The 16,596-nt window shown below is 32.0% G+C and carries 19 protein-coding genes and 1 riboswitch; of the genes, 4 read left to right on the top strand and 15 right to left on the bottom strand.

Going from position 1 to position 16,596, the window contains the following annotated elements:
• Window positions 1-25: 25 nt before the first annotated feature.
• From ACNMOQ_RS04085 to ACNMOQ_RS04075, 3 genes are read right to left on the bottom strand one after another with little or no spacing between them, the layout of a single operon-like run.
• Window positions 26-715, bottom strand: a complete 690-nt coding sequence (locus ACNMOQ_RS04085) for an alpha/beta hydrolase (RefSeq protein ID WP_325889999.1) — start codon at window positions 713-715, stop codon at window positions 26-28.
• Window positions 712-2,061, bottom strand: a complete 1,350-nt coding sequence (locus ACNMOQ_RS04080; protein ID WP_416350270.1) for a UDP-N-acetylmuramoyl-tripeptide--D-alanyl-D-alanine ligase — start codon at window positions 2,059-2,061, stop codon at window positions 712-714. Before ACNMOQ_RS04080 ends, ACNMOQ_RS04085 begins: the two co-directional genes overlap by 4 nt.
• An 11-nt stretch (window positions 2,062-2,072) precedes the next feature.
• Window positions 2,073-3,146: a D-alanine--D-alanine ligase gene (locus ACNMOQ_RS04075; protein ID WP_135021142.1), complete on the bottom strand. Its 1,074-nt coding sequence runs from the start codon at window positions 3,144-3,146 to the stop codon at window positions 2,073-2,075.
• Window positions 3,147-3,326: 180 nt separating this feature from the next.
• Here ACNMOQ_RS04075 and ACNMOQ_RS04070 point away from each other — a divergent pair, with 180 nt between their 5' ends.
• Window positions 3,327-4,520, top strand: a complete 1,194-nt coding sequence (locus ACNMOQ_RS04070; protein WP_135021140.1) for an FtsW/RodA/SpoVE family cell cycle protein — start codon at window positions 3,327-3,329, stop codon at window positions 4,518-4,520.
• A gap of 105 nt (window positions 4,521-4,625) precedes the next feature.
• On the opposite strand, the gene ACNMOQ_RS04065 is transcribed toward ACNMOQ_RS04070, so the two are convergent.
• Window positions 4,626-4,760 (bottom strand): Lmo0850 family protein, encoded by a 135-nt coding sequence (locus ACNMOQ_RS04065; RefSeq protein ID WP_016999704.1) that lies wholly within the window; start codon window positions 4,758-4,760, stop codon window positions 4,626-4,628.
• Window positions 4,761-4,900: 140 nt separating this feature from the next.
• On the bottom strand, window positions 4,901-5,104 hold the full coding sequence (locus tag ACNMOQ_RS04060) for a copper ion binding protein (RefSeq protein WP_016999705.1): 204 nt from the start codon (window positions 5,102-5,104) through the stop codon (window positions 4,901-4,903).
• 164 nt (window positions 5,105-5,268) lie between these two features.
• Between ACNMOQ_RS04060 and cls the strand changes: the two genes are divergently transcribed.
• Window positions 5,269-6,750: a cardiolipin synthase gene (gene cls / locus ACNMOQ_RS04055; protein WP_369964800.1), complete on the top strand. Its 1,482-nt coding sequence runs from the start codon at window positions 5,269-5,271 to the stop codon at window positions 6,748-6,750.
• A gap of 132 nt (window positions 6,751-6,882) precedes the next feature.
• Entirely contained in the window at window positions 6,883-7,539 is a 657-nt protein-coding gene (locus ACNMOQ_RS04050) for an HD domain-containing protein (RefSeq protein WP_416350269.1), read from the top strand.
• 199 nt (window positions 7,540-7,738) lie between these two features.
• On the opposite strand, the gene yidC is transcribed toward ACNMOQ_RS04050, so the two are convergent.
• The 7 genes from yidC to ACNMOQ_RS04015 all read right to left on the bottom strand — a co-directional run bounded on the left by yidC (window position 7,739) and on the right by ACNMOQ_RS04015 (window position 13,815).
• Window positions 7,739-8,608, bottom strand: a complete 870-nt coding sequence (gene yidC, locus ACNMOQ_RS04045) for a membrane protein insertase YidC (protein ID WP_016999708.1) — start codon at window positions 8,606-8,608, stop codon at window positions 7,739-7,741.
• Window positions 8,609-8,686: 78 nt separating this feature from the next.
• Complete coding sequence (gene thiE, locus ACNMOQ_RS04040; protein WP_167751577.1) at window positions 8,687-9,334, bottom strand: thiamine phosphate synthase; 648 nt, start codon at window positions 9,332-9,334, stop codon at window positions 8,687-8,689.
• Window positions 9,331-10,122, bottom strand: a complete 792-nt coding sequence (gene thiM, locus ACNMOQ_RS04035) for a hydroxyethylthiazole kinase (RefSeq protein WP_135031101.1) — start codon at window positions 10,120-10,122, stop codon at window positions 9,331-9,333. The genes thiE and thiM overlap by 4 nt, the downstream gene beginning before the upstream one ends.
• On the bottom strand, window positions 10,115-10,927 hold the full coding sequence (thiD, locus tag ACNMOQ_RS04030) for a bifunctional hydroxymethylpyrimidine kinase/phosphomethylpyrimidine kinase (RefSeq protein ID WP_103268929.1): 813 nt from the start codon (window positions 10,925-10,927) through the stop codon (window positions 10,115-10,117). Before thiD ends, thiM begins: the two co-directional genes overlap by 8 nt.
• Before the next feature lie 2 nt (window positions 10,928-10,929).
• On the bottom strand, window positions 10,930-11,610 hold the full coding sequence (gene tenA, locus ACNMOQ_RS04025) for a thiaminase II (protein WP_416350268.1): 681 nt from the start codon (window positions 11,608-11,610) through the stop codon (window positions 10,930-10,932).
• Between the two features lie 76 nt (window positions 11,611-11,686).
• A riboswitch (TPP riboswitch) is annotated at window positions 11,687-11,784 on the bottom strand.
• Window positions 11,785-11,929: 145 nt separating this feature from the next.
• A complete protein-coding gene (locus tag ACNMOQ_RS04020) occupies window positions 11,930-12,763 on the bottom strand; it encodes a LysM peptidoglycan-binding domain-containing protein (RefSeq protein WP_016999713.1) in 834 nt (277 codons plus the stop codon).
• Between the two features lie 470 nt (window positions 12,764-13,233).
• A complete protein-coding gene (locus ACNMOQ_RS04015; RefSeq protein WP_016999714.1) occupies window positions 13,234-13,815 on the bottom strand; it encodes a single-stranded DNA-binding protein in 582 nt (193 codons plus the stop codon).
• 183 nt (window positions 13,816-13,998) lie between these two features.
• Between ACNMOQ_RS04015 and ACNMOQ_RS04010 the strand changes: the two genes are divergently transcribed.
• The gene (locus ACNMOQ_RS04010; RefSeq protein ID WP_016999715.1) at window positions 13,999-14,436 is read left to right on the top strand and encodes a YwpF family protein; all 438 of its coding nucleotides are present in this window, start codon (window positions 13,999-14,001) and stop codon (window positions 14,434-14,436) included.
• Between the two features lie 94 nt (window positions 14,437-14,530).
• On the opposite strand, the gene fabZ is transcribed toward ACNMOQ_RS04010, so the two are convergent.
• From fabZ to murA, 3 genes are read right to left on the bottom strand one after another with little or no spacing between them, the layout of a single operon-like run.
• Entirely contained in the window at window positions 14,531-14,974 is a 444-nt protein-coding gene (fabZ, locus tag ACNMOQ_RS04005) for a 3-hydroxyacyl-ACP dehydratase FabZ (RefSeq protein WP_016998917.1), read from the bottom strand.
• Window positions 14,974-15,258, bottom strand: coding sequence for a DNA-directed RNA polymerase subunit beta (locus ACNMOQ_RS04000; RefSeq protein WP_016998916.1), 285 nt, complete (start codon window positions 15,256-15,258; stop codon window positions 14,974-14,976). The genes fabZ and ACNMOQ_RS04000 overlap by 1 nt, the downstream gene beginning before the upstream one ends.
• 1 nt (window position 15,259) lies before the next feature.
• Window positions 15,260-16,555 (bottom strand): UDP-N-acetylglucosamine 1-carboxyvinyltransferase, encoded by a 1,296-nt coding sequence (gene murA / locus ACNMOQ_RS03995; RefSeq protein ID WP_016998914.1) that lies wholly within the window; start codon window positions 16,553-16,555, stop codon window positions 15,260-15,262.
• Between the last annotated feature and the right edge of the window lie 41 nt (window positions 16,556-16,596).

Below are 16,596 nucleotides of genomic sequence, written 5' to 3'. Positions count from 1 at the left end.
CGCTAAAAAAGGGTTTAGCCCAGTTTTAAAATATTTTTTTATTTTTAAATATAAATTTTTCAACTTCATAAAAAACAGTTTTATTAACTTTTGATATACAAATTTCATGTGGTCCTCTATCAACTTCTACCAATTTAGCATGTTTCATTCTTTTAACTAATTGACGAGATTTTTCAATTGGTACTAGTCCATCTATTGTACCATGTATAATTAAAGTTGGTGAAACTATTTGTTCTGGTATATATAAAGCTCTTTGTTGTAATTTCTTAAACGATAGAAAGGATTCAAAATTAATTCTAATTGTTCTTAGGAGAATCATTTCTAAAATTTTAACATCAGCGTATCTCATGTTATTAATAAATCTATATGGATTTTTAGCTAAATATTTAATATTAACATTCTCATAAGCTGGCGCTATCAAAACTAATTTGTCTGGAGGATGTATTTTAGCAAGTAACCCTGCAATGATTCCTCCCATAGAAAAGCCTACTATAACAATTTTATCTACTTTTTTACTTAGCAGCTTGTATGATTGTTTCGCTTTTTCGAACCACATATCTTCGTCTGTTCCTTTTAATAATAGAAGTGAACCATGTCCTGGATATTCTGGTGCTTCTAGCATGAAATCATAGCGTTCACTTAAATACTCAATCAATGGTAATAATTCGTATCTGCCACCTGTGTACCCATGTAAAAAAAGTATGCCTAATTTCATTTTAGTTCATCAATAATCGTTTCAAGTGACATTCCTCTCGAACCTTTAAATAAAGTGACAGAATCAGAATTTAAATGTTTGCTTAAATATGTTTTTATATCTTCTTTGTTTTCAAAATGACGAGCATCAGTTACAAAGCCTTGTGCCTTATTATAAATATGCGCCGCTTCTTGTCCATAAGTTAAAAGTCTTTGAATATCTTTACCTTCAAAATATAACCCCACTTGTTCATGCATATCTTTACTGATAGAACCTAATTCTAATACATCCGCTAAAACAATTGTTTTATCTTTTTGTTCTATATTATGAAGTGTATCAATTGCTGCTTTCATGCTCGTAGGACTAGCATTATAAGCATCGTTTATAAATAAACCATATTGAGATGTATCAATTTGTTGCATTCTCATGTCTGTAATCGTTAAATCTGCAAGTGCATTTTGTATAACATCATCAGTTACACCTAATTGCTTAGCGACTTGAATAGCATATGTTGCATTTTTCACGTTATGTGCACCTAATATATTTAAATGATAGACAATATGTTCATTATTCAAATTAAAGTTAATACCACTACTTGAAGTTTGGTTCGTATATATTTTAACTTTATTTTGATCATTGAGACCAACAGAAATTGATGACTTATCTAATTCTGCAACTAATGGTTGAAGTAACGGTTCATCACCATCGTAAATCAAGATGCCATTTTCATCTAAACCTTCAGCGATTTCGAATTTAGCTTTTGCTATTCCTTCTCTAGATCCTAAATCTTGCATATGTGATTCGCCAATATTTGTGATTATTGCAATATCTGGTTGTGCAATTTTCGTTAATTCTCTTATTTCTCCAAAGCCGCTCATACCCATTTCTAATATAGAAACTTCAGTGTCTTCATCTAAATCCAATATCGTAAGCGGGCAACCAATTTCATTATTATAATTACCTTGTGTTTTTTTTACTTTGAAGTTTTGACGAAGTACACTTTCTACCATATCTTTAGTTGTTGTCTTACCATTTGAACCAGTTATAGCAACAACTTTTGGATTCACATATTTTAAATACGCTTTAGCTAAATCTTGAAGAGCTTTTAAAGTATCTTCTACTTGAATAATCGGACCTCCAGGTGGATTTGGTATGTCTTTTTGCCAAAAGGCAGCACCTGCTCCATCAGCTAAAGCTTGTTTAACAAATCGATGGCCATCAACGTTCTCTCCTTTAAATGGAATGAACAATTGTCCTTTTGTTAAGCTTCTAGAGTCAATACAAGTACCGTCAACATATGTGTCTAAAAATTCATCTTGAACTTCGCAATCTATCCAATCTTTTATTTTACTTAATTTAAATTTCATAAGTATAACCCTCAGTCAATTTTGTATTTAATTTCTTTTTTACTATTATATCTCTCAATAGCAAGTTCAATTAACTTTGTAATTAATTCAGTATAGCTAAGATTCATGTTTTCCCATAATAATGGATACATACTATACTGTGTGAAGCCTGGCATTGCATTTGTTTCATTTATATATATAGTGTTATCTTCTGTTAAGAAGAAGTCTGCTCTTGCTAAACCAGAACAATCAGTTGCTTTGAAAGCTTCTATTGCCATATTACGTAGAGTAGTTGCAGTTTCATCATCTATATCAGCAGGAATTTGAAGTTTTGCCTTCCCATCCTGATATTTAGATTTATAATCGTAGAATTGAACTTCTTTTACAACTTCACCAGGTAAAGTTGTTTCAGGATAATCATTTCCCAATACTGCAACTTCTATTTCTCTCGCGTCAACACCTTGCTCAATAACAAGTTTACGATCGAATTGAAAAGCTTCTTTAATGCCTTCAAGTAATTCTTCTTTATTTGTACACTTACTTATACCAACACTTGACCCTAAGTTAGCTGGTTTAACGAACACTGGGTATTCTAATTTGTTTTGTATAAGTTCAATAATATTATGTTCATACTTTTCATATTCACTTTTTAAAAAGCTGACATATGGTAACTGAGGTAATCCTCTATGTGCAAATAAATGTTTCATCACTAATTTATCCATACTACTAGACGCAGCTAGTACCCCGTTTCCAACATAAGGTATATCTAAGACTTCGAATAAACCTTGTATTGTACCGTCTTCACCATTAGGTCCATGTAATAATGGGAATACCGCATTATACGGTTCACCGTGATTACTTTGTTCTAATAGTCTTGAGATAGGTGTTAATTCGTCAGATTGAAGACGTAGCTTTTCAATATCTTCAATTTTATAATCGATGGACTCTGCTCCTTTTATCCAATCACCATCATTTGTTATGTAAATAATATCTACGTTATATTTATTTAAATCTACTGCATTTATCACATTTTGTGCTGTGAGAATAGATACATCATGTTCTGCGCTTTTCCCACCATAAATGATACATATATTTTCTTTAGACATTAAGACGCCCCCATGTAAATTAGTAGACTACATTTTATCATGTTTTTAATGATTGTTGCACCTTTCTACATCTTTAATTTAAAAATTAACTTCTTGAAAATGGCAAAATTGTACCATCTTATGTACAATCGAGTTATAATGGAAAATATGTAATTTAGCGTTAATTAAAGGAGTATATTAATGGAAACTTCTACTCGTACATTAAATAAGTCATTTATTCAAAGAATCGATTGGCGATTAATATTTATCGTCCTTCTTCTATTTGCAACAAGCTGTTTAATTATCAATTCAGCAATGTCTAGTGGACAATATGGAACAAACTTTTTGTTAAAACAAGTTTTGTATTATGCCATGGGCTTTATTTTGGCCATAATTTTAATATTTATATCGCCAAAAACAATACGTAAATATGTATGGATTGTTTACATCTTAGGTAACCTGTCTTTAGTTGGTTTATTAGTGTCACCTGAATCAAGTTTTACACCGATTATTAATGGCGCTAAAAGTTGGTACAGACTTGGACCAATAAGTGTTCAACCATCCGAGTTTATGAAAATTATATTAATATTGGTGTTAGCAAATGTTGTTTATCAACATAATAGGTTTACATATAATAAATCAATAACAAGAGATTTTAATTTATTATTCAAAATCTTCTTAACTTCTCTCGTTCCAATGGGATTAATCTTGTTCCAAAACGATTTAGGGACGACTTTAGTTTTAATAGCGATTATTTTAGGTGTTATTATCGTATCAGGCGTTACGTGGCGAATTTTGGCTCCAGTGTTTATAGCATTATTTGCTTTTGGATCTAGTGTTATTTTGCTAATGATTTATAAGCCAAGTATCATTGAAAAAGTTTCAGGCGTTCAAACTTATCAATTTGGACGTATTAATTCTTGGTTAGATCCATACACATATAGTTCTGGAGACGGGTATCATTTAACAGAATCTTTAAAAGCAATCGGTTCCGGCCAAATATTCGGTAAAGGACTGAATAACGGCGAAGTATATATACCAGAAAACCATACCGATTTTATTTTCTCTATAATTGGTGAAGAGTTTGGTTTTATTGGAACAATAGCGGTGCTTATAATATTTTTAATGTTATTCTTCCATCTCATAAAACTGGCAACGACTACTTCGCATCCGTTCAATGCTATTTTCATCATTGGTTATTTAACATTTGTACTATTCCATGTTGTACAAAATATTGGTATGACGATACAGTTGTTACCTATTACAGGTATACCTTTACCGTTTATTAGTTACGGCGGATCTTCACTATGGTCGCTTATGGCCGGCATAGGTATTATCCTATCAATTTATTATCATGAAAAAGATAAATTTGCAGTTGTCAAAGAAGATAAATAAAAAAAGGATTTATTCATTAGATAAAAACCTAATGAATAAATCCTTTCTTATTTGAGATTGGAGATATTTATTCCAAACTCAATTTATACACAATCTACTGAACAATTATTTCAATTTATTTGTAGCTACGTTTGGTAAACTGCGCATAATCTCAATGCGAGACTTTGTTTCTGTTATGTTTACGCCTAATGATGATAAAAGTTTGACCACATTCTTTACCTTTGACTTAGGTTGTTTCATGGGTACCACCTCTTATTCAAATTAAATATCTTATTATCATTTTACATTATTATATAGTATTTGACTATACTTCAAATGGACTATTTTGTTATTTTTCTATATATTTTGTTAATTTATACTAAAATTTTAACATTTATATCTTAAATAACTTCATATCCTGCATCAAAAATTGCATTTTCAATATTATCTATGCTTGCTGGATCTTCAAATACAACACGCACTTGATTATCTTCAGGGCTTGCTACAACTTCTTTAACACCAATTAATTGCCCTACTGATTCTTCTACAGCTTGTTTACAATGAGCACAACTCATTCCTTCAACATCTATGATACGTTCTTTCATTATGAACATCTCCTAATCATATTTTTATTTATTTACATTGATTTATATATATACCTATTTTGTTTAATTATATGTATATATATGAAAATGGTCAAATACAACCTTTCCATTTTTATTTTAAATGTATTATACTAGTTTAAAGATACAGAAATGGAGGCATTGATATGAATTTTGTACCAAATTTTTCATTTGATTTTTCTCTTATTATATCAGTGCTATTGGTATTGGCATTTATATTAAACGTTGTATTTGGATTTGTTATCATATTCCTAGAACGTAGAGAAGCGAGCGCAATTTGGGCATGGTTGTTAGTATTATTATTCGTACCATTACTCGGTTTCTTTTTATACTTATTATTTGGTAGACAAATTCAGAATAAAAGCATCTTTAATTTAGATGAACAAGATAAAATAGGTTTAGAACATATTGTTAATGAACAACTTAAAGCAATTGATGAAAATAATTTCGAAGTAGATAAACCAGAAATCGCGAATTATAAACATTTAATTCATATGCTTTTATACAATAATTCAGCCTTTTTAACAACTGATAATAAAGTGAAAATTTTTACTGATGGCAATGATAAATTCGATGCATTAATCGAAGATATTAGAAATGCTAAACATTACATACATATTCAGTATTATATTTTTAGAAAAGACAATCTAGGTAAAAAAATATTATACGAACTCGAGAAGAAATTACACGAAGGCTTAGAAGTCAAAATGTTATATGATGATATGGGCTCACGTAAACTTAACCTTTCATCATTCAAAAAGTTTAGAGAAATTGGCGGAGAAGTGGCAAGTTTCTTCCCTTCTAAATTACCTCTCATTAACTTTAGAATGAACAACCGTAATCATAGAAAAATCGTAGTGATTGATGGCGAAGTTGGTTATGTTGGTGGATTTAATGTTGGCGATGAATATTTAGGACTAGATAAAAAGTTCGGTTATTGGAGAGATACGCATTTACGATTAGAAGGCGACTCTGTTAATGCCTTACAACTTAGATTTATGATGGATTGGAACTCTCAATCAACACGTGACAAAATGCGTTATGAATCAAGATACTTCCCAGATGTTGAATCTGGAGGTAAAGTTGGTGTGCAAATTGCTTCCAGTGGTCCCGACGAAGACTGGGAACAAATCAAATATGGTTATCTTAAAATGATTTCAGAAGCTAAAAAAAATATCTATATTCAAACACCATATTTTATACCTGATTCATCATTCTTGGACGCTGTGAAAATAGCTGCATTATCTGGTGTAGATGTGAACGTCATGGTACCTAATAAACCAGATCATCCTTTTGTTTATTGGGCTACTTACGCTAATGTTGGTGAATTAATAAAAGCCGGCGTTAATGTTCATATATATGAGAAAGGTTTCATTCATTCAAAAATGGTCGTTATAGACGACGAAATTGTAAGTATCGGTACGGCTAATATGGATAACAGAAGCTTCGTATTAAACTTTGAAGTCAATGCATTCATTTATGATGAGGAAATAGCTGAATCATCAAGATTAGCATATCAAAACGATATGAAACATTCTTCAACATTAACTATTGAAAAATATGATAGTAGAAGTACATGGATAAAACTTAAAGAAGGTTTAGCTCGATTGCTAACACCACTTCTTTAAACAATATGAGAGTGAGACAAAAATCTTATTTTGTGAAAAAGGTTTCGTAGTCCCACTTAGTCACCTTTACCAATATAATATACAGTCCGGGACAATTATTTATGTCCCGGATTTTTTTAAGGAGAAAATGATATGGATAAACAATGGATTATAAAAGAGGCTGAACGTCATGCCCGTTCATTACACAAAGAGGATACAACGGGTCATGATTTTGAACATATTATGAGAGTGAGACATCTCGCTTTAGATATAGCTAAACATGAAAAAATAGATACTTTCATAGTAGAATTAGCAAGTTTGCTACATGATTCTGTAGATAGAAAATTATTTAAAGACTCAAATAAAGCTTGGGATAATTTATACGTATGGATGAACAAAGTACAACTTTCAACTGAAATACAAAAAGAAATCATTCATATTTTAAAATACATCAGCTATAAAGGCGGCAAAAATAAAGGTAAGCTTAATAGTTTAGCTGGTAAAGTTGTACAAGATGCGGACAGAATAGACGCTTTAGGTGCTATAGGTATTGCTCGAACATTTCAATTTGCAGGTCATTTTAATGAACCTATGCATATTACAGATTCAAAACCTAGAGATTTAAATACGATAACAGCAGATCAATATCATAATGAGCCTAATACTGCGATTAATCACTTTTATGAAAAATTATTATTACTTAAAGACCAAATGAATACAGTTAGAGGAAAAGAAATCGCAGAAGATAGACATAAATTTATGCTAATGTTTTTAGAACAATTTTTCGAAGAATGGAATGTCGGAATATAGTGTCGTCGAATGTTGCACGTGGACCTTGTCTTGCAACTTAGAACGCCGGTATGTTGCACGTGGGCCTTGTCTTGCAACTTAGAACACTAGAATGTTGCACGTGTGCCTCGTCTTGCAACTTAGACAACAAAAAAAGCGGAAATTCTTATTTAAAAGAATTTCCGCTTTTTCTATTTTACAGGATTGTTGTTACCCTGACTTATTTCTTTTTCTTTTTATTTGAAACGAGCTTAGCTGGTTTCTTATCATTGTTAGCTTCTTGTTGGTTTTTTTCGTGCGCTTCAATGATTGGTTTCATTTCTTCTTCAACTTTACTGTTATAGAAGACATTACCTAACCAAGTTTGAACAACTAGGAAAGCACCACCGACAGCCCAGTATAAACCTAATGCTGAAGCTGAAATGTATGACATCCAAATAATCATGATTGGAGAAATGAACATCATCATTCTCATCATATTCTTTTGTTCATCAGGTACATTAGCGTATTTCATAGAAACAAATGCTTGTAATGCATAAATGATACCTGCAATTATAGTAATGAAGATATCTGGTTGCGTTAAGTTGAACCATAGGAATTGTGGATATTCTGTAATTCCACCTTCAGTTGGGAACTTCAATACATAGAACAAGCCCATTACGATAGGCATTTGAATAACAATTGGTAAACAACCCATGTTCATTGGGTTAATACCGTGCTTTTTGTATAGTGCCATCATATCTTGATTGGCTTCCATTTTTTCTTCTTGAGTTCTAGCACGTTTAACTCTCTCCTGAATTTTTTCCATTTCAGGTTTAGCTAATTTCATTTTTTCACGCATTAATTTTTGATTTTTATACGTTTTCATCATGAATGGGAATAAGACTAAACGCACGATTAACGTAATAATTATAATTGCTAGTCCATAGTTGTGATCTAAGTTAGCACCGAGCCAATGAATTAAATTGTCCATTGGTTTAACAAATGTATTATAAAAGAATCCATCTCTATTCTCAGGTTTAGAATAATCACACCCAGCTAGCACAACCATTACACCGAATAATAATGGCCATAAAGCTTTTTTCTTCATTTTTCCACCTCTATTGATATACTCACATAAAGGTTATTCTACCATAGTTTCTATTCAACATAAATCAATATCTTAAATTTATAGTACTTTTTTATATTGATTATGAAAGCCCTTCACAGTTTGTTCAATATTTGTACTTTTTGCTATAGCTGAAATAATGCTAACCCCATCCGCACCAGCGTTTATCAAAGGTATGACGTCAGCTTCTGTTATACCTCCAATAGCAACAATTGGTATATTTTCATCATATCTTCTTAAGTTAGAAATGAGGTCATAACCACCCTCTTCACCTGCATCACTTTTAGAAAGCGTTGAATGTATAGGACCTGTACCTATATAATCAACAAGTGAAATATCTGATAAATTATATTCTTCTTTATTAGCAACGCTTAATCCAATGATTTTATTTTCAAACTTATCTTTAAATAACGATACATTTTTATCGTCTTGTCCAACATGGATACCATCAGCATTTATTTTTAAGGCTAAATCGACATCGTCATTTACTATGAACGGTACATTATATTTTTTACATAGTTCAAATAATTGTTTCGCTAATGTTTCTTTGTCTTTGCCTGTTTTACTATTAGGTCCTTTTTCTCGATATTGAAACATTGTAATACCTGATTTTAATGCTTCCTCAAGAACAGTATATAAATTTTTGTTAGGGACGTCTTGGCTGCCTGCTATAAAATAAACTTTTAGCAATTCTTGTTTAAACATCATTTCACTTCTTTCACTTTCTGTTTTTGCTTAACAATTTCATCCGTTATTGCATTCAATTGATCAATAAATGCAACTTTGAATGTACCTGGTAAATGCGCGCCGGATTGTTCACTCGCAATTTCGCTAGCGATATTATACGTTGATAATGCTTCTCCTAATAAATCTACTGTAATTTGTTTTTCATTTGCAAGAAAAGCACCCACTACAGCACCTAGTAAACATCCTCCACCAGTAATTTTTGTCAGCATTTCACTACCATTATTTAATTCTAAATATTGATTATTACATGCAATAACATCTGTTTTTCCTGTTAATATAATCGGTAAATTCAATTGTTTATGCGCTTTTTTAGCAATTTTTACTACGTCTAACGAATCATCACTATCTGTGCCTTTCATAGTTGTTTCTTCGTCAACTAAAGCTAATATTTCTGATGCGTTACCTCTTATTACATCAACTACTTGATCGTTAAGAAGTGTTTGGCAGAATGTCTTTCTAATTGTGGATGCTCCAACTGCAACTGGGTCTAGTACAACGGGCACTCCGTTATCATGCATTATTTTCGCATATTCTTTCATATCATATGCTTTATCAGTTGTAATTGTACCTATATTTACTAAAAAGGCGCTTGCTACTTTCGAAAATTCTTCCGCTTCTTCTGGTTCTTCACTCATAGCTGGACTTGCTCCTAGCGATATTAAACCGTTCGCTGTAAAGTTTTTTACAACATCGTTTGTATAACATACTACGAGTGGTCCTGTTTCTCGAATATTTTGTAGTTTACTCATAATCCAATCCCTCTACTTTTTGATATGCGAAATGATTTACTGGTCCTCTACCTTTTCCTATTTCTGGCGTGTACTTAATTGCTAAAGTAATAAATCTCTTAGCTGTATTAACCGCTTCTTCTATCGTATGTCCTTTAGCTAATTCTGCTGTAATCACTGCGCTAAATGTACAACCAGTCCCATGTGTGTGTTGCGTATCAAATCTTTCACTCTTCCAACTTCTTATACCCTCTTGTGTAAATAAATAATCAATAGCATCACCTTCTAAATGACCGCCTTTAATGACAACACCTTTAGAACCAACTTCATTTAAGAAAAATTCTCCAGCTTTTTTGATTTGTTCTTCTGTTTGAATTTTATACCCTGTTATATCTTCAGCTTCTGGTATATTTGGCGTTACCACAGTAGCTAATGGTAATAATATAGATTTTAATTTATTTTTACCTTTATCATCCATCAGTGAATCTCCACTTTTAGCGACCATTACAGGATCAATGACATAAGGTTTATTAGCTTGTTCAATATAAGGTTTGATTGTTTCCATCATTTCTTCTGATGCAATCATGCCCGTTTTTATTGCATCTGGCGTTTCATCATCGAATACACTTTTCAATTGAGATTCAAGTACTTCTATAGGTAAATGGTAGACATCTTGTACACCTAAAGTATTTTGAGAAACGATACTAGTTGGAACTGCCATTCCATATACTCCTGACGCTTGAAATGATTTTAAATCTGCCATGATACCTGCTCCGCCTGTTGGGTCGGTACCAGCAATCGATAACGCAATGTTTGGTTTTTTCATATTTATCTCTCCTCAAATTCCCATTTTTCTTGAATATACGACATGTTGAAGAAATTGCGTTCATGAACAGTGCTTTCTAAAAAATTTCTTTCGACTAGTTCTATTTCTGCTTTAGATGCATTTTCACTAAAAGTATCGAGCCAGTTGTCTAGTACGCCCATTAGTTCATCCATACCTTTATAGTAAAATTTAAACCATTCTTGTAACTTATGATTAGACGAAAAATTATTTCTCTCAATAGCTAGTTGAGCTATCCTTCTATATACATATGGACATGGTGCCATAGCTGCTACAGTATAAGCAACATTTTCATGTGCGTACGCATTATAATACATATGCTTAATATAGTGATCTGCAGTAGGATACCATGCCCCATCTTTTATTACTTCATGATAATCTTCACCGATATAATCCGCTAATATTTGATGAGCTCCTACTTCCCCTGAAGAAGCGAATTCTATTTGTTCTAATAAAAATTTCAACTCTTCTTTAGAGTCTATCTTAGGAATTAATAGCGCATAGACTTTAGCAAATTCATTTAAATATCTGGCATCCGCTTTTAAATAATGCTTTACAGCTTCTGCTGAAATGTCATCATTTACAAACCCTTGAATGAATCCATCATTATATATTTCTTCAATAATTGGTTCTACTTTTTGTTGTAACTGCTCAGAAAAACGCATGTTATCTCTCCTAATAATTTTTTAAATAAAAAAATGACTTCTTTCGTATAAAAAGAAGTCAATTAAAAGTAGAGTATACGTTAATTGACCACTTTCCTACGTTGGCATTATCCAAATCAGGTATAAGGGACTGAACGAATTCATCTCAGCCTATAGGCGCCCCTAGTAGTCATTCCTTTATTCAATTACTTTAAGATTATCAAATACATTTATAATGGTCAAATTAAACAACATTAGTAAAATATAAAAAATCGCCTAGGATATTTCCTAGACGATTGAATTAATATTATTTATATAACTTGAAAATTAAGCTTTTAGCTTACCACCAGCCATGAGTTTTACGGAATTCAATTGCAGCTGCTTCAGAACCATAACGTTGTTTCGCGTAGTTTAACATACCTTTAGTTTGTGTAGCTACAGAACCAGTTCCCCATGATTCTTTAGTTTGACCTAAACCTTGGTAACCGTTAGGGCTTACCGCATTTGGATTACCACTTGATTCTGGTAATACAATTGTATTCCACATTGCTTCAGTTCCACCTGCAGCTAAGAATTGAGCTTTAGTAGATCCACCAGTGCTAGCCGATTGAGCTGGCGCTTTATATGAAGTTTGTGAAGTTTGAACTTTATTGTATGTTGGTTGAGCTGGTGCTTTGTATGATTGTGTTGGTGCTTGATAGTTAGCTTGGTAAGCTGGTGCTTCAACTTGTGTTTCAGTTTGTTGAACCGGAGCTTGTTGAGCTACTGGAGCTGTTGCTGGTTCAGCTGATTGTGCTGGTGCTTGTAATGATAAAGTTTGACCAACAACAATTAGATCTGAATTTAAGTTGTTCCATGCTTTCAATTGAGATACTGTTACATCATATTTAGATGCAATTTTCCCTAAAGTATCTCCTGAAACTACAGTGTATTCTGTAGTCGCTTCAGTATTTTCTGCTTTCGCTTCATTAACTTTAATTACTTGGTTAGGTAAGATTAAGTTTGAATTTAAACCATTGTCCGCTTTAAGTGCGTCAACTGTTGTTCCGTATTGTTTAGAGATCTCAAATAAAGTGTCTCCCGATTTTACTGTATGAGTTGCTGCATCAGCTGTAGCTGTTACCCCTGTCGTAACTGCAACTGCTGCTGTTGAAACTGCTAATAATTTTTTCATGATTGAATATTTCCTCCTGTAAGGTTATCTCTTTATTTATGATTTTTACTTTATAAACTATATCATTAAATTTGATGACATAGGTTACAACCATATGAAAAATTACAGCTAATTATTACAATTGTATTACATAAATCTCAAGAATATTTTACAGCTTTATACTTTCTTGAGAACTTTCATGAAAGTATTCTTTTAAGTTGTGTAAAATTAATTAAAGTGCAATTTGTAACACCACTGTAATTGGTTACACAATTATAATTAAACTCTTAAGTCATATATAAACTACTTATAAAATATAAAATACTTCCCACAAATTTTAGAATAAGTTTGTAGGAAGTAATTAAACGTCCAATAATTTGAACAATTTAATAAGCGTCTGGTTATTTATATTCTAGACACACTGGAATATAGAATCGAGAGTATTTTAGTTTTGGAAGACTATTTTTATTAATAGAGGAATTAGAATGAATCTATGATTTTACTACCATAGATTTATTCGAGGTTTGTGGTTGTTCAGATGTGTCTGTTTCATCATGTATAATTTCAATCATTTTATTATACTGTTTATAAACTTCATCTTGCGACAAGTTATCTTGTTCGTTCTCTTTGGCCTTTTGTTCAGCTGTATTTCTTTCATCGCTCATTCTAACAGATAGTTCTTCTGAATAAGTGTCAGCACTTTCACTTATTAAATCACTTATCTCTTCTTTAGATTGAGGGACACCTTTCCTATTTGTTGAAGGCATATTTAAAAACTTTATCGTTTCACAAATAATTTCAGTAATATATTGCTTTTTATCATCTTTAATATATACACGTGTTTGTATTTGGCCTGTTAAAGCTATTAATTGACCTTTCTTCGTATATTGATGAATGTTATAAGCTAATTTCCCAAAAGCTTTGCACACAATAAAGTCAACAACCATATTACCTTCTTTAGATTTATAACCCCTTTCAACGGCTAAACAAAATGTAGAAATGATAGTGTCACCTTTCTTAAAATAGGCAGGGTCTTTAGTTAACCTCCCAACTAAAACAGATTTATTAAGCATATCTTTCACCTCCTTATATTTTTAATATAAGGAATCAACATTTTTACGTCAAAATCCATTTTTTTATATTTTCCATCATAATTTTCAACAATATCCTTAGAATATTGTTATTTACTTAAAAAGTGCTTTATAATAGAACACAAAGTTAAACATTCGTAGTTTTAACATTTAAGGGGGATGTTTATGAAAACATTTAAAGCAGTTCGCTTTCAAATCGTAAATGATGAACAGATTACAGAATATGAATTGTTAGATGGTATTATTATAAATAAAGAAAATAGTGGAACAGGTTGGTTATTAGAAATTTTAATCTCTGATATTCATTATGAACAAATGAAAGAATATCATGACACTCAAAAATTATTAGACACACGCGTCGTTATTACAAGACCATCTAATGACCCTGCATTATTTGATGCGACTATAAAATATATAGAGCAATTAGATGAAAAAATTTCAGTAGTATTTGAATGTCATATTTATACTTTAAGACAAGTTTATGCTGAACGATTACTAGAACAATTAATAGAAGAAGGATTAACAGGTGAAGAACTTAAAACTTCATTTAATCGACTTATGCAATCTAAACCAAAATTAAAAGATGAAAAAAGTAATATATAATAAAGAGTGAGATATAAATCTCTCGACTATTTACAACAAATAAAGCCACACCATTGAACATTCAATGGTGTGGCTTTATACATCTATATATTTTTTATTTTTGATCCACAAGTGCAAAGCTAATTTCACAACTACATGCAACTTCTCCATCTACTGTTGCTTTAGCAGTACCTTTTCCTATTGGACCTTTAATTCTATTGATTTCTACTTCTAATCTTAGCGTGTCACCAGGCACTACTTGTCTCTTAAATCGACACTTATCGATTCCTGCAAACATAGCTAACTTACCTTGGTTTTCTTCTAATCGTAGCATTGCTACTGCACCTGTTTGCGCTAAAGCTTCAACGATTAGTACGCCAGGCATTACGGCATAATCAGGAAAATGACCTTGGAAGAAAGGCTCATTCCCAGATACTTGCTTAATACCAACACAACGTTTACCATCTTCTAATTCTACAATTTTATCTAATAATAAAAATGGATAACGATGAGGTATTATTTTTTTAATTTCATTATAATCGTAAATAATTTCTTCCATCATGAACTCCTTCCTGTTAATTCAAAGATGTGCTGCCAAGTTTCAGGTTTAAATACACCAAATGGATTATGCAAAATGCCATAACCAATCATAGTCCCGACAACAAATAGCAAGACCATTAAAATTAGCAGTATAAGTAATTTCATCCATAACGGTATTACACGATGTTCAACTTCAATACCTTGAATCGTTTCAACTCTACTCGTTTGAATTTTTTCTTTAAACCTTTTAAATGGCGACTTTCTATTTTTTTCGTCAGTTCTCGATGATTGTGTTTCAGCCATACTAAACCCTCGCTTTATCTTTTAACTTGCCTTCATCATTAATGCGTTCTACATCTGCACCTAATGTTTTTAGTTTACCATGAAAATCAACATAACCTCTATCTAAATGTTTAAGTTCTGTAACATTTGTATAACCATCAGATACTAGTCCAGCAAGTATAAGTGCTGCACCTGCTCTTAAGTCTGTTGCTTTTACATCTGCACCTTGTAAGTCATCATGTCCCGTAATCATAGCACTTCTACCGTTAATAAATATATCAGCATTCATACGTTTAAATTCTTCAACATGCATGAATCTATTTTCAAAGACAGTTTCAGTTATTTTACTTGTTCCGTTAGCAGTTAATAACAACGCCATAATTTGAGATTGCATATCCGTCGGGAAACCAGGATGTGGCATCGTTTTAACATCGATAGCTTTAATTTCACCAGGCACTTGAATATTTAAGCCATCTTTAATTTCTGTTATTTGAACACCAGCTTCTTCTAGTTTCGAAACTAAGCTTGACATATGTTCTCTTATTGCTCCGATTACATTTATATTACCTCTTGTAATAGCACCAGCAATCATAAATGTACCAGCTTCAATTCTATCAGGAATAATAGAATGCTCCGCACCTACTAAATGATCGACTCCAATTATTTTAATTGTATCCGTACCTGCTCCATGTACTTGAGCACCCATTTCATTTAAATAATTAGCTAAGTCAACTATTTCCGGTTCTCTAGCAACGTTTTGTATTTCAGTTTTTCCGTCTGCTAATACAGCTGCCATCATAATATTTTGAGTAGCACCAACGCTTGGGAAATCTAAATAAATTTTACTGCCTTTTAAACCATTAGGTGTAGTTGCTTCTATAAATCCATTATGTAATTCTATTTCAGCACCCAATGCTTCGAAGCCCTTTAAATGTTGTTCAATTGGTCTTGATCCAATTGCACAACCTCCCGGTAAAGCAACTCTAGCATGACCTTCTCTTGCTAATAATGGACCCATTACTAATATGCTTGCTCTCATTTTGCTTACATATTCATAAGGTGCCTCTATTTTTAAAGGATTAGATGAATCAACCTTTACAGTATTATTATCTGCCTCATATTCTATTTCTGCATTTAAATGTGTTAATACGTTATTTATTGTATCAACATCACTTAACTTTGGTACATTCGTTAAAACGCTTTGACCTTCAGACGGTAAAAGTGTAGCTGTCAATATAGGTAGAACTGCGTTTTTAGCCCCTTCTACAACAACTGTTCCTTCTAGACGTTTCCCGCCTTTTACGACGATTTTATCCATATAATTGTCCTCCACAAATACATCACTATTATTTAATTTAC

This window comes from Mammaliicoccus lentus, assembly GCF_947036595.1.
Taxonomy (GTDB): Bacteria; Bacillota; Bacilli; order Staphylococcales; family Staphylococcaceae; genus Mammaliicoccus; species Mammaliicoccus lentus.
The sequence above is the reverse complement of the archived record's forward strand: the minus strand, read 5'-3'. Positions and strand labels throughout refer to the sequence as shown.